Source organism: Micromonospora halophytica, assembly GCF_900090245.1.
GTDB classification, from domain to species: Bacteria; Actinomycetota; Actinomycetes; order Mycobacteriales; family Micromonosporaceae; genus Micromonospora; species Micromonospora halophytica.
In genome coordinates this window covers 17741-33177 of record NZ_FMDN01000013.1, presented here as the reverse complement: position 1 = coordinate 33177, position 15437 = coordinate 17741, and the positions used below count along the sequence as shown (strand labels likewise).

The window sequence follows — 15437 nt, the reverse complement described above, 5'->3', positions numbered from 1 at the left end:
GACCTGCCACACCGTGCGCACCGATCTCATCAAGCCGCTACCTGTCGCACTCAAGGAGAACGCGGCCCGCTTTCCCGGCAAGGTGGCTTTCGAGGACGACCGGCGGACGGTGACCTACACCGATCTGGAGGCCCGGACGCGCAGGCTCGCCGGTCACCTGGCGGGCCTGGGCGTCCGGCGCGGTGACCGGGTGGCCATCTGGTTGCACCAGTCGGTGTCGACCGTGGAGAGCTACCTCGCGATCGTGCGCGCCGGTGCCGTCGGGGTGCCGCTCAACCCCGCGTCGTCCCAGGCCGAACTGGAGTATCTGCTGTCCGACAGCGGTGCCACGGTGGTCGTCACCGATGCCGCGCAGGCGCAGCGGCTCGGGGCTGCGCCGCACCTCCGGCTGGTGGTCACCGGCGACGCCCCGGCGGGAACGCTGTCGTACGACGAACTCGCCACCACCGAACCGGACCACCCGGCCAGGGACGACCTCGGTCTCGACGAGGTGGCCTGGATGTTCTACACGTCGGGGACGACCGGCCGGCCCAAGGGCGTCCTCTCGACGCAGCGCAACTGTCTCTGGTCCGTCGCCTCGTGCTACGTGCCCATTCCCGGCCTGACCGACCAGGACCGGGTTCTCTGGCCGCTACCGCTGTTCCACAGCCTCTCGCACATCGCCTGTGTCCTCTCCGTCACCGTGGTCGGTGCCACTGCCCGGATCATGGACGGGAGTTCCCCGCAGGACGTGATCCGGGCGTTGCACGAGGAGCAGCCGACCTTCCTGGCCGGGGTGCCCACGACGTACCAGCACCTGGTGCGGGCCGCCAGGCAGCACGGACTCTCCGCACCCGGCCTGCGGATCGGGCTGGCCGGCGGAGCGGTCCTCGGCGCCGCGCTGCGCCGGGAGTTCGAGGAGACCTTCGGGGTCCCGCTGGTCGACGCGTACGGCAGCACCGAGACGTGCGGCGCCATCACCATCAACCCGCCGGACGGCCCGCGGGTCGACGGGTCCTGCGGCCTGCCCGTGCCGGGTGTCGAGGTCCGCATCGTCGACCCCACAGACGGAACCGACCGTCCCGTCGGCGCCGAGGGGGAGGTGTGGGTCAAGGGGCCGAACGTCATGGTCGGCTACCACAACAGCCCGGAGGCGACCGCCGAGGCGATGCGCGACGGCTGGTTCCGCACGGGCGACCTGGCCCGGCGGGACGACGCCGGCTACTTCACCATCTGCGGCCGGATCAAGGAGCTGGTGATCCGCGGTGGGGAGAACATCCACCCCACGGAGGTGGAGGCGGTGCTGCGGACCGTCCCGGGGGTCGCCGACGTGGCGGTGGCCGGTGTGCCGCACGAGACGCTCGGCGAGGTGCCGGTCGCGTACGTGATCCCCGGTCCCGAGGGGTTCGACGTCCAGGCCCTGCTGACCCGGTGCCGCGAGCAGCTCTCCGCCTACAAGGTGCCGGAGCAGGTCCACGAGGTCGCGAGCATCCCCCGGACCGCGTCCGGCAAGATCCAGCGGCGTCTGCTCCCCGAGCAGCCCGGCCGGTTGGTGTACGCGGCGACCGACCGTCACGACGCGCTGGTCGACGTGGGCGAGCCGGACGCCGCCGTCACCGCGGCCCTGAGGGATCGGCTCTCCGGGCTGGACGAACGCGCACAGCGGTCACTCCTGGGCGACCTGGTCCGGACGCAGGCTGCGGTGGTGCTACGCCGGCCCGGTCCCGACTCGATCCCGGTCGACCGGGCCTTCCGCGACCTGGGTTTCACCTCGGCGGTCATCGTCGAGCTGCGTGACCGCCTGATGGCGAGCACCGGGCTGCGGCTGCCGACCAGCGTCATCTTCGACCACCCCACTCCGCTGGCGCTCGCGGGCCACCTGCGGGCCGAGATCCTCGGAGTCACCCGGGCGGCCGTCGAGCCGGCAGCGGTGGCCGACCCCGACGAACCGATCGCCGTCGTCGGCATGGCCTGCCGGCTGCCCGGCGGGGTGACCGGGCCGGAGGAGCTGTGGAACCTGGTGGCCGCCGGAGGCGACGCCGTCTCCGAGTTCCCCGGCGACCGAGGCTGGGACCTCGACCGTCTCTTCGATCCCGATCCCGACCGCGCGGGCACCTCGTACACGAATCAGGGTGGCTTCCTGCACGAGGCCGGCCTCTTCGACGCGGGGTTCTTCGGGATCTCCCCGCGCGAGGCCCTGGCGATGGATCCGCAGCAGCGACTCCTGCTGGAAACCTCGTGGGAGGCGTTGGAGCAGGCGGGCATCGACGCCACGTCGTTGCGGGGTGACGACGTCGGTGTGTTCGCCGGCGTCTTTGGCCACGGCTACGGAGTCGGCGTCGAGGCGCCGGAGCTGGAAGGTTTTACCGCCACCGGATCGGCCGCCAGCGTGGCGTCGGGGCGGGTGTCCTACGTCTTCGGCTTCGAGGGGCCGGCGGTCACCGTGGACACGGCCTGCTCGTCCTCGTTGGTGGCGGTGCACCTCGCCGTGCAGGCGCTGCGGCAGGGCGAGTGCTCCCTCGCGCTGGCCGGCGGGGCGACGGTGATGGCCACGCCCGCGACCTTCGTGGAGTTCTCCCGGCAGCGGGCCCTCGCCCCCGACGGGCGCTGCAAGGCGTTCGCCGCCTCCGCAGACGGCACCGGCTGGGCCGAGGGCGCGGGTGTGGTCGTACTGGAACGGCTGTCGGTGGCCCGGGAGCGCGGGCATCGGATCCTGGCCGTGTTGCGGGGCAGTGCGGTCAACCAGGACGGCGCGTCGAACGGCCTGACCGCGCCGAACGGTCTGGCGCAGCAGCGGGTCATCCGTCGGGCACTCGCCGCCGCGGGACTCTCGCCGTCCGACGTCGACGTCGTGGAGGGGCACGGCACGGGGACCGTCCTCGGCGATCCGATCGAGGCGCAGGCGTTGCTGGCGACCTACGGTCAGGGCCGCCCCGCGGAGCAGCCGTTGTGGTTGGGATCGCTGAAGTCGAACATCGGACACGCGCAGGCGGCCGCGGGTGTCGCCGGTCTGATCAAGATGGTGCAGGCGTTGCGGCACGGAATCCTGCCGGCGACGCTGCACGTCGACGTGCCCACCGGCGAGGTCGACTGGTCCGCGGGCGCGGTGGAGCTGTTGACCGAGGCGCGGGACTGGCACCGCAACGGTCGTCCGCGCCGGGCCGGTGTGTCGTCGTTCGGAGTCAGCGGGACCAATGCGCACGTGATCGTGGAGGAGGCACCCGAGGAACCGGCTGTCGACGAGGCGCCGCACCCGGGTGTGGTGCCGTTGGTGGTGTCGGCGCGCAGCGCGGCGGCGTTGGCCGGTCAGGCGGGTCGGCTGGCCGAGTTCGTCGAGCGGTCCGGGCTGCCGGCGGGCGTGGCCGGAGCGCTGGCGTCGCGCCGGGCGATGTGGGACGAGCGGGCCGTCGTGGTCGCTGGTTCCGCCGGGGAGGCGACGACCGGCCTGAGTGCCCTGGCGCGTGGTGAGCACGCGGCAGGTGTGGTGACCGGCCGGGTCGGCGGCGCGGAGAGGATCGTGTGGGTGTTCCCCGGGCAGGGGACACAGTGGGTCGGTATGGGCCGGGAGCTGATCGAGTCGTCCCCGGTCTTCGCCGAGCAGGTGACGCGGTGCGCCGCGGCGCTCGAGCCGTGGGTCGACTGGTCCCTGGTGGACGTGCTGCGTGGCGATGCCGAGCCGGAGTTGCTGGACCGGGTCGACGTGCTGCAGCCGGCGACGTTCGCGGTCATGGTGGGGCTCGCGGCAGTCTGGACGTCGGTGGGCGTACGACCCGACGCGGTGGTCGGCCACTCGCAGGGTGAGATCGCGGCCGCCTGTGTGGCGGGGGCGTTGTCGCTGGAGGACGCGGCTCGGGTGGTGGCGTTGCGGAGCCGCGCCATCGCCTCGACGTTGTCCGGTCGCGGTGGCATGGCGTCCGTGGCGTTGCCCGAGGAGGACGCGGCGACGCAGCTGGCGCCCTGGGCGGACCGGGTGGAGATCGCCGCGGTCAACGGGCCGTCGTCGGTGGTGGTCGCCGGCGAGGCCACGGCGTTGACCGAGGCGCTCGAAGCGTTGCAGGACCGCGGTGTCCGGGTGCGGCGGGTGGCGGTGGACTACGCCTCGCACACCCGGCACGTCGAGGACATCCGGGACCTGCTCGCCGAGTCGCTGGCCGGTGTCGACGCGCAGGCGCCGACGGTGCCCTTCTACTCCTCCGCCATCGGCGGGTGGATCCAGGACGCCGGAGTGGTCGACGGTGGCTACTGGTACCGGAACCTGCGCAACCAGGTGCGGTTCGGCCCCGCCGTCGCCGACCTGCTCGACCAGGGGTACCGCGTCTTCCTCGAGGTCAGCGCACATCCGGTGCTCGTCCAGCCGATCAGCGAGATCGTGGCAGACACCGACGCCGTGGTGACCGGGACGTTGCGGCGTGACGACGGCGGTCTGCGGCGGCTGCTGACCTCGATGGCCGAGCTCTTCGTACGGGGCGTGCCCGTCGACTGGACCCGGACGTGTCCGCCCCCGGCCGGCTGGGTGGACCTGCCGACCTACGCCTTCGACCACCAGCACTACTGGCTGCAGCCGACCGAGTCCGCGACCGACGCGACGTCGCTGGGACAGGTGCCGGCCGACCACCCGCTGCTGGGCGCGGTCGTCGGCTCGCCGAACTCGGCCGGGTTCACCGCCACCTCGCGGTGGTCGCTGCGGTCGTACCCCTGGCTCGCCGACCACCTCGTGGCGGACACCGTCCTGGTCCCGAACGCGGCCCTGGTGGAGCTGACGGTCCGGCTCGGTGACCTGGCCGCCACCCCTGTCCTCGACGAACTGACCGTCGACGCACCCGTGGTGCTGCCGACGCGCGGCGGCCGTGACATCCAGGCCGTCGTCGGCGAGCCGGACGAGACGCGGCGGCGGTCCGTGGAGATCTGGTCCCGTGCCGCGGAAGCCGCGGTGGACGCAGCGTGGACCCGCCACGCGCACGGCACGCTGGCCCTCGCCGCATCCCGGACGAACCGTCCGGAACTCGGGCCCGCCACCGAGGTCGGTCTGGACGGCGCCGCTGCTCGTGACGCCGGACGCTACGGGATGCACCCCGCCCTGCTCGACGCCGCGGTCCGCACCGTCATCGCCGACGGTACGCTCCCGTCCGTCTGGACCGGGGTGACCCTGCTGGCCTCCGGCGCCACCGCGGTGCACGTACGGCCGGGCGTGACGTCGCCGCGAGGGACCGGCCTGACGCTGACCGACGCCACGGGACAGCCGGTCCTGACCGTCGACGCGGTCCTCGGCACCCCCATGTCCGCCGAGCAGGCAGGCGGTGCGCTGCCGCACGACGTCCTGTTCCGCGTCGACTGGATCGAACAGCCGCTCCCGGTCGTGGACCGTGCCGTCGACATCGTGTCCGTCGCGACCGGCGAGGACGTCGCCGCGGCGGCCGCGGCGGCCCCCGAGGTCCTGCGGTACGAGGCGATCGGTGGAGATCCCCGCGCAGCGGTCCACGCGGCGTTGGCGCTGCTCCAGGCATGGCTCGCGGAACCCGCCCTGGCGAACACCCGGCTGGCCGTCGTCACCGGGGACTGCGCCGAACCCGACGCGGCCGCGGTGTGGGGCCTGGTGCGCTCGGCGCAGTCGGAGCACCCGGGCCGGATCGTCCTGGCCGACCTCGACGACGCGTCCCGATCCGTACTGCCGGCTGTGCTGCTCAGCGGCGAGCCGCAGCTGAGGGTCCGCGACGGGGTCGCGGAGGTGCCGCGACTGGCCCGCGTCTCACCCGACCTCCCGGGGGAGCGCCGTCCGCTCGACCCGGACGGCACCGTGCTGATCACCGGCGGTACGGGAACACTCGGCGCCACCACGGCACGGCATCTCGTCACCGCGCACGGCGTCCGGCACCTGGTCCTGGTCAGCCGCCGTGGCCAGGCACCGGACCTGCACCAGGAGCTGACCGCGCTGGGGGCGTTGGTCACGATCGCCGCCTGCGACACGGCGGACCGGGCCCAACTCGAGGCCGTCCTGGACGCCATTCCGGCCGAGCACCCCCTCACCGCCGTGGTGCACACCGCGGGTCTCCTCGACGACGGGGTGCTCACGGAACTCAGCCCGGAACGCGTCGACACCGTGTTGCGGCCGAAGCTGGACGCGGCGCGACACCTGCACGAGCTCACCCGGGACCTGGACCTCGCGGCGTTCGTGCTCTTCTCCTCCGCGGCAGGGGTGCTGGGCAACCCCGGGCAGGCCAACTACGCCGCGGCCAACGCCTGTCTCGACGCGATCGCGCGACAGCGTCACCGCCTCGGCCTTCCCGCCGTCTCCCTCGCCTGGGGCTACTGGACGCCGGTCAGCGCCATGACCCGGCACCTGGGAACCGCGGACCTGCACCGCAACAGGCGCCTCGGCATGAGCGGCCTCTCCGCCGCCGAGGGGATGGCGATCCTGGACGCCGCCCTCGGCGCGGCCGGCTCGTTGGTGGCGGCGAAGCTCGACGTGTCCGCCCTGCGCCGGGCCGCGGCGGGCGGTGATCCGGTCGCTCCGCTGCTCAGGGGTCTGGCCCCGGCACCGCGACCGACGGCCCGAGCCACCTCCGGTCCCGTACCGCTCGCCAAGCGCCTCACCGGTCTCGCCGGACCCGAGCGGACCGAGATCCTGCTCGACCTGGTACGCAGGCACGCCGCCGAGGTGCTCGGACACGCCGACGCCGACGCCGTCCACCCGGACCGGACCTTCAAGGACGCCGGATTCGACTCGTTGACCGCGGTGGAACTGCGCAACCGGCTGGCCGCCACGACCGGGCTCACCCTCTCCCCGGCCATGGTCTTCGACTACCCGAAACCAACGGCGCTCGCCGAGCACCTGCACGCCACGCTTCTCGGTGGGAAGCCGGCTCGCCCGGCCGAGCTCGGCGTCCCCGCCACGCCGACCGACGAGCCGATCGCGATCGTGGCGATGGCCTGCCGCTTCCCTGCCGGCGTGCGGAGCCCGGAGGACCTGTGGCGGGTGGTGGCCGACGGGGTCGACGCCGTCACCGAGTTCCCCCGCGACCGCGGTTGGGACGTCGATGGGCTCTACCACGAGGACCCCGACCACGAGGGCACCACCTACGTGCGCCACGGCGCCTTCCTCGACGACGCCGCCGGCTTCGACGCCGCCTTCTTCGGCATCTCCCCGGTGGAGGCGTTGGCGATGGATCCTCAGCAGCGGCTGCTGCTGGAGACGTCGTGGGAGACGTTCGAACGGGCCGCGATCGACCCGACCACCCTGGCCGGGCAGGACATCGGCGTCTTCGTCGGCGTCAACAGCCACGACTACAGCACGATGACGCACCGCGCGTCCGGCATCGAGGGCTTCCGCCTCACCGGAAGCTCAGGCAGCGTCGTCTCCGGTCGCGTCGCCTACCACTACGGCTTCGAAGGCCCCGCCATCACGGTCGACACCGCCTGCTCCTCCTCGCTGGTGGCGCTGCACCTGGCGGCGCAGGCACTGCGCCGCGGCGAGTGCACCATGGCCCTGGCCGGGGGCGTGATGGTGATGGGCACCCTCGAGACGTTCGTGGAGTTCTCCCGGCAGGGGGGTCTGGCGCCCGACGGCCGCTGCAAGGCGTTCGCGGACGGCGCGGACGGCACCGGCTGGTCCGAGGGTGTGGGACTGCTGCTGGTGGAGCGGCTGTCGGAGGCCCGCCGCCGGGGCCACCAGGTGCTGGCCGTGGTCCGTGGATCGGCGGTGAACTCCGACGGCGCGTCGAACGGTCTGACGGCACCGAACGGACCGTCGCAGCAGCGGGTGATCCGCAAGGCGCTGGCCGACGCCGGCCTGCGCACCTCGGACGTGGACGTCGTCGAGGCGCACGGAACGGGTACCACGCTCGGCGACCCGATCGAGGCGCAGGCGCTGCTCGCGACCTACGGCCAGGACCGGCCCGCCGGCCGGCCGCTCCGGCTCGGGTCGGTGAAGTCGAACATCGGGCACACCCAGGCGGCAGCGGGCGTCGCGGGCGTCATCAAGATGGTCATGTCCATGCGGCACGGGCTCCTGCCCAGGACGCTGCACGTGGATCGACCGTCGACCAAGGTGGACTGGTCGTCGGGAGCGGTGGAACTGCTCACCGAGGCGTGCGACTGGCCGCAGACCGACCAGCCCCGCCGCGCCGCGGTGTCCTCCTTCGGCATCGGTGGCACCAACGCCCACGTCGTCCTCGAAGCGGCCCCCGACCTGCCGGTGGCCACCGCCCCGCAGCCGGAGCCGGAGCCGACCGGCTTCCCGACACCGGTCCTGGTGTCCGCGCGGACGCCCGTCGGGCTGCGTGGCCAGGCGGGCCGGCTCGCCCGGTTCCTCGACGAGCGGCACGACATGCCGCTCACCGGGACCGCCCACGCCCTCGCCACCACGCGCGCCCAACTCGATCACCGCGCGGTGGTCCTCGCGCCCGACCGGCGCGCGGCCTGTGCCGGCCTCGGCGCCGTCGAGCGCGGGGAGACGGGTCCCATGGTCGTGTCCGGCACCCCGGTCACGGGCAAACTGGCCATCCTCTTCACCGGTCAGGGCAGCCAATGGGCGGGCATGGGACGCGAACTCGCCGAGACGTTCCCGGTCTTCCGCGACGCGTTCGACGCCGCGTGCGACGCCGTGGACCAGCACCTGGGCGAGCACGCGGCGCGGCCGCTGCGCGACGTGGTGTTCGCGTCCGACGGCGAACTGCTCAACCAGACCATGTACACACAGGGCGCCCTGTTCGCCCTGGAAACCGCGCTGTTCCGGCTCATCGAATCCTGGGGGGTGCGACCCGACCTCCTCGCCGGCCACTCGGTAGGGGAGATCACCGCCGCTCATGTGGCCGGTGTCCTCGACCTGCGGGAGGCGGCCAAGCTGGTCGCCGCGCGGGGTCGGCTGATGCAGGACCTGCCGGCCGGCGGCGCGATGGTCGCCGTCGAGGCGACCGAGGCCGACGTCGCGCCCCTGCTCGCCCAGGCGCACGGTGTGGCCTGCGTCGCGGCGGTGAACGGCCCCGACTCGGTGGTGATCTCGGGTGACGAGCACGCCGTGCTCGCCGTCGCGGGCGAACTGGCGGGCCGTGGCCGCAGGACGCGGCGACTGCCGGTCAGCCACGCCTTCCACTCACCGCTGATGGCGCCCATGCTCGACGAGTTCCGCGCCGTCGTGGCCGGTCTGTCGTTCCGGCCGGGAAGCATTCCCATCGTCTCCACGTCGACCGGTGAACTCGCCTCGGACGGACAGCTCGGCACCCCCGACTACTGGGTCGACCAGGCACGCAACGCGGTCCTGTTCAGCGCCGCCGTCACCTCGCTGAGCGAGCGCGGCGCGACGACCTTCCTGGAGCTGGGCCCGGGTGGGTCGCTCGCCGCGATGGCGCTCACCACGCTCGGCGCGCCGGAGCAGAGTTGCATCGCCGCCCTGCGCAAGGACGGCGCGGAGAGCATCGACATCATCACCGCGGTCGCGGTACTGCACGTGCGTGGGGTGGCCGTCGACTGGACGGGCCTGCTCGGTCGCCGGACCGCCGTGACCGGCACTGAACTGCCCACCTACGCGTTCCAGCATCAGCGGTACTGGGCCGGGCCCGACGACACCGCCACGGGTGGCGCGGAGGCGCTCGGTGCCACCGACGCCCGGCACCCGCTGCTCGGCACCGTGATCGAGGTGCCGGGCACCGGCAGCCTCGTGCTCACCGGCCGCCTGTCGCCGGAGAGCCCGGGCCTGCCCCCCGGCGGCGCCCCCCGGGTTCCGGCCGCCGTACTTCTCGAACTGCTCGTCACCGCAGGCGACGAGGTCGGCTGTGGCAGCCTCGAAGACTTCGTCGTCGAGACGCCGCTCACGATCGCGCAGCACGGACGTACCCAGGTGCGGGTGACCGTGGACGCGGCTGGTCCGGACGGACGGCGCGCAGTCGCCGTCCACGGCAGGCGCGACGGCGTGGAACGCGGAGCGTGGACCCGCCACGCCCGCGCCGTGCTGGTGCCCGGCATGCCGCAGCCGACCTTCGACCTGCGGGACCGGTCCGGATCCGAGATCACCCTCCCGGACGACCTGGCCGACCAGGCTGCCGCCTTCACCCTGCACCCGCTGCTCGTCGACGCCGCCCTGCGCACGCTGGCCGGCGACGACCACAGGGACCTGTCCACCTGCGCCGCCGTGGCGGTGTACGCGGAAGGTGCCACCGCACTGCGGCTGCGGACGACCCCGACGCAGGACGGCCGTCACCTGCTGGAGCTCGCGGACAGCTCGGGGGAACCCGTCGCGGTCATCGGCCCGCTGACCCTCGACGGTGCCGCGGCCGAGCCGGCGGAGCCCGCGACCGAGGCGCAGCCGGCACCGCTCACCCGCCGGCTGGTACCTCGGGGCGAAGCGGCGGGCGACGCGATCCTGGGCCGGTTGGCGGGACAGGCCATCGCCGAGCAGCTCCGGATCGTGACGGATCTGGTCAAGGAGAGCACCGCGGCCGTCCTCGGTCATCGCGAGTCGGACACGATCGACGGGGAGCAGGCCTTCAAGAGCCTCGGATTCGACTCGCTGAGCGCGGTCCGACTCCGCAACCGACTCCAGGACTTCACCGGCCTGAGCCTGCCCAGCACCCTGGTCTTCGACTACCCGACGCCGGCCGTCCTCGCCGCCCACCTGCGCGACGAGCTGCTCGGTGAGCGCCGGGAGCTGCCCGCTGCGACGACCCGGCCCCCGCTTTCCGACGAACCGATCGCGATCGTCGCGATGAGCACCCGGCTGCCCGGCGGCGCGGACACTCCCGAGGAACTGTGGCAGCTGGTGCTGGAGCGGCGGGACGCGATCGGCGGCTTCCCGGTCGACCGGGGCTGGGATCTCGACGGGCTGTACCACCCCGACCCGGCCAACCCGGGCACGAGCTACACCCGCTCGGGCGGGTTCCTGTACGACGCCGCACAGTTCGACGGCGGGCTGTTCGGGATCTCGCCGCGCGAGGCGCTGGCCATGGACCCCCAGCAGCGGTTGTTGCTGGAGACGTCCTGGGAGGCGCTGGAGCGGGCCGGCATCGACCCGTCGTCGCTCAAGGGCAGTGACGTCGGTGTCTTCACCGGCATCGTCCACCACGACTACGTCAGCCGGTTGCACAAGGTGCCCGACGACGTCCACGGCTACCTGATGACCGGCGCGGCGTCGAGCGTGGCGTCCGGTCGGGTGTCCTACGTGTTCGGCTTCGAGGGCCCGGCGGTCACCCTGGACACCGCGTGCTCGTCCTCGCTGGTGGCGATGCACCTCGCCGCCCAGGCGTTGCGGCAGGGCGAGTGTTCGATGGCGCTGGCCGGTGGTGCGACCGTGATGGCCAGCCCGGACGCGTTCCTGGAGTTCTCCCGGCAGCGGGGCCTGTCCGCCGACGGCCGCTGCAAGGCCTACGCGGAGGGCGCCGACGGCACGGGTTGGTCCGAAGGCGTCGGTGTGGTGCTGATGGAGCGGTTGTCCGTGGCGCGGGAGCGGGGGCACCCCGTCCTGGCGGTGCTGCGAGGCAGTGCGGTGAACCAGGACGGTGCGTCGAACGGTCTGACGGCGCCGAACGGCCCGTCGCAGCAGCGGGTGATCCGCAGCGCGCTGGCGAGTGCCGGCCTGTCACCGAGCGACGTGGACGTCGTGGAGGGGCACGGCACCGGTACGGCCCTGGGCGATCCGATCGAGGCGCAGGCGCTGCTGGCCACGTACGGGCAGGGCCGGGATCCCGAGCGTCCGCTGTGGCTGGGCTCGTTGAAGTCCAACATCGGGCACACCCAGGCAGCCGCGGGAGTGGCCGGTGTGATCAAGATGGTGCAGGCGTTGCGACACGAGACGCTGCCGGCGACGCTGCACGTGGAGACGCCCACCACCCAGGTCGACTGGTCGGCCGGGGCGGTCCGGGTGCTGACCGAGGCGCGCGACTGGCCACGCGGCGACCGTCCGCGTCGGGCCGCCGTCTCCTCCTTCGGGGCGAGCGGGACGAACGCGCACGTCATCCTGGAGGAAGCGCCCGTAGCGCAGGACCAGCCCGCCCAGGCGGAGGTACCACCGTCCGGTGTGCTGCCCCTGGTGGTGACAGCCGGCAGCGCCGGTGCGCTGGCCGGGCAGGCCGGCCGGCTCGTCTCCTTCCTCAAGGGATCCGGTGAGGTGCCACTCGCCGCGGTGGCCGGTGCGCTGTCGTCCGGCCGGGCGACGCTCGGCCGACGGGCCGTGGTGGTGGCGGGCTCCCACGACGAGGCGCTGACCGGCCTGGGGGCGTTGGCCCGGGGTGAGAGTTCCCCCACCCTGGTGGCCGGCAGCGTGGACGTGCCGGGCCGGATCGTGTGGGTGTTCCCGGGCCAGGGCTGGCAGTGGGTCGGCATGGGCCGCGAACTGTTGGACACCTCACCGGTCTTCGCCGAGCGGATCGCGGAGTGCGCCGCCGCCCTGGCCCCCTGGACCGACTGGTCCCTGCTGGACGTGCTGCGCGGTGAGGCCGCCGCCGAGATCCTCGACCGGGTCGACGTGCTGCAGCCGGCGAGCTTCGCCGTGATGGTAGGGCTGGCGGCGGTCTGGTCGTCGGTGGGGGTGCGGCCGGACGCCGTGGTCGGCCACTCGCAGGGCGAGATCGCGGCCGCCTGTGTGGCCGGCGCGTTGTCCCTGCCGGACGCGGCCCGGGTGGTGACGCTGCGCAGCCAGGCCATCGCCGCGAAGCTGTCCGGACGTGGCGGCATGGCCTCGGTCGCGCTGCCCGAGGACGACACGGTCGCCCGGTTGGCGCCCTGGGCGGACCGGATCGACGTGGCGGCGGTCAACAGCCCGTCCGCCGTGGTGATCGCCGGAGACGCCGAGGCGCTGGACGAGGCCCTGGAGTTCCTGTCCGGCCAGGGAGTGCGCGTGCGGCGGGTGGCCGTCGACTACGCCTCCCACAGCCGCCACGTCGAGGACCTCCGCGACACCCTCGCCGACGTGCTGGCCGGGGTCGACGCGCAGGCGCCGACCATCCCGTTCTACTCGACCGTCACCGGCGACTGGATCCGCGACGCCGGGGTCGTCGACGGCGCCTACTGGTATCGGAACCTGCGCAACCGGGTCGGCTTCGGCCCGGCGGTCGCGGAGCTGGCCGAGCAGGGCCACGCCGTGTTCGTGGAACTCAGCGCGCATCCGGTGCTGGTGCAGCCCGTCAGCGAGATCGTCGACGGTCTGGTGGTCGGGTCGCTGCGGCGTGACGACGGCGGCCTGCCACGGTTGCTGGCCTCGATGGCCGAACTGTTCGTGCGTGGCGTGGCTGTCGACTGGAGCCGGATGCTGCCGCCCGTGTCGGGGCGGGTGGACCTGCCGACCTACGCCTTCGACCACCGGCACTACTGGCTGCACGAGGCCGACGCGGCCACCGGTGCGGCTGACGCCGCCGAGGGTACGGACTCCGTCTTCTGGACCGCGGTGGAGCACGCCGACCTGGATTCCCTCGCCGAACTGCTGGAGACGGCATCGGACGACCAGCGACATGCCCTCGACACCGTCGTACCCGTGCTGGCGGACTGGCGCAAGAAGCGCCGGGAGATGTCGACCGCCGAGAAGCTGCGCTACCACGTCACCTGGCAGCCGCTCGACCGAGAAGCCGCCGGCGTGCCCGGTGGCCGGTGGCTCGTCGTCGTGCCGACGGCGCACGCCGAGGACGCCCTCCTCGCCGAGTTGGTCGCACAGGGCCTCGACCTGGTCCAGCTGGAGGTCGGCGAGGAGGACCGCACCCGGGAACGTCTCACCGCGCGGTTGGCCGCCGTCCTGACCGAGCACGACCTGACCGGCGTGCTGTCCCTGCTCGCCCTGGACCCCGCGACGCCGGGCCCGACCGCCGTCGCGGCGACGACGCTCGCGCTCGTACAGGCCCTGGGCGACAGCGCCGCCACCGCGCCGCTGTGGTGCGTGACCCGGGGCGCGGTGAACATCGGTATCCAGGACGTCGTCACCGCGCCGGCCCAGGCCGCGCTCTGGGGTCTCGGCCGCGCCGTCGCGTTGGAGCGGCTCGACCGCTGGGGCGGGCTGGTCGACCTGCCGGCGTCGAGCGACGCCCGCACGGCGCAGGCCCTGCTCGGCGTGCTGAACGCCGCCGGCGACGATCAGCTCGCGATCCGGCGGTCGGGCAGCTACCGCAGGCGGCTCGTCCGCAAGCCGGTGCCGGAGCCCGCGGCCGGCAGGCGCTGGCAGCCCCGGGGCACGGTCGTGGTGACCGGCGGAGCCGAAGGGCTCGGCAGGCACGCCGCGGTCTGGCTCGCGCAGGCGGGCGTCGACCGGCTCATCGTCACCACCACCGCGGACGCGCCCGACGACAGCGTGGCACAACTGCGAACCGAACTGGCCGGGCTGGGCCTGCCCACCGTGGTGGAGTCGTGCGCCGACGCGGAGCGGGACGCGATCGCCGCCCTGGTGTCCGCGACGCCCGCGGAGCAGCCGCTCACCGCCGTGGTCCACGCCGCCGACGTCACCCAGACCAGCTCCGTCGACGACACCGGCGCGGGCGACCTCGCCGAGGTGTTCGCCGCCAAGGTCGACACCGCGATGTGGCTGGACGGACTGTTCGAGGACACCCCGCTCGACGCGTTCGTCGTGTTCTCGTCGATCGCGGGGCTCTGGGGCGGCGGCGGCCAGGGCCCGTCCGGTGCGGCGAACGCGGTGCTCGACGCGCTCGTCGAGTGGCGCCGCGCCCGGGGCCTGCGGGGCACGTCGATCGCATGGGGAGCACTGGACCAGATCGGCGTGGGCATGGACGAGGCCGCGCTCGCCCAACTCCGCCGCCGCGGTGTCCTGCCGATGGCGCCCGCGGTCGCGGTGGCCGCGATGGTACAGGCCGTGGGGGACAACGAGAAGTTCGTGGCGGTGGCCGACATGGACTGGGGTTCCTTCATTCCGGCCTTCACCTCGGTCCGCCCCAGCCCGCTCTTCGCGGACCTGCCCGAGGCGCGGGCGGCCCTGGCGGCGTCGCAGCCCGACACCGGGAACAGCGACACGGCCGCGTCCCTGGCGGAGTCCCTGCGTGGGGTCACCGACAGTGAACAGAACCGGATCCTGCTCCGGCTGGTCCGCGGGCACGCCTCGACGGTCCTCGGTCACGGCGGCGCGGAGGGCATCGGCCCGAGACAGCCGTTCCAGGAGGTGGGCTTCGACTCGCTGGCCGCGGTCAACCTCCGCAACAGCCTGCACGCGGCCACCGGACTACGCCTGCCCGCGACGCTGATCTTCGACTACCCCACGCCGGAGGCGCTGGTCGGGTACCTGCGGGCCGAGCTGCTCCGGGAGCCCGACGACGAGCTCCCGGTGCAGGAGGAGGAGCTGCGGCGGGTCCTCGCGTCCGTGCCGATCGCCCGGTTCAGGGAGGCGGGCGTGCTGGAGGCCCTGCTGGGTCTGGCCGACGGGGACGCGGCCGTACCGGAGGAAAAGGCGCCCACCGAGGCGGATGACGTGGAGCTGATCGACGCACTGGACATTGCCGGTCTTGTCCAACGTGCGCTGGGCAAGGCGAGCTGATCACCGA

At 73.5% G+C, this 15437-nt stretch carries 1 protein-coding gene; it reads left to right on the top strand.

All coding sequences use genetic code 11. From position 1 onward, the window contains the following. Positions 1-13 precede the first annotated feature (13 nt). Positions 14-15430 (top strand): type I polyketide synthase, encoded by a 15417-nt coding sequence (locus GA0070560_RS17470; protein ID WP_091298533.1) that lies wholly within the window; start codon positions 14-16, stop codon positions 15428-15430. Positions 15431-15437: the final 7 nt, after the last annotated feature.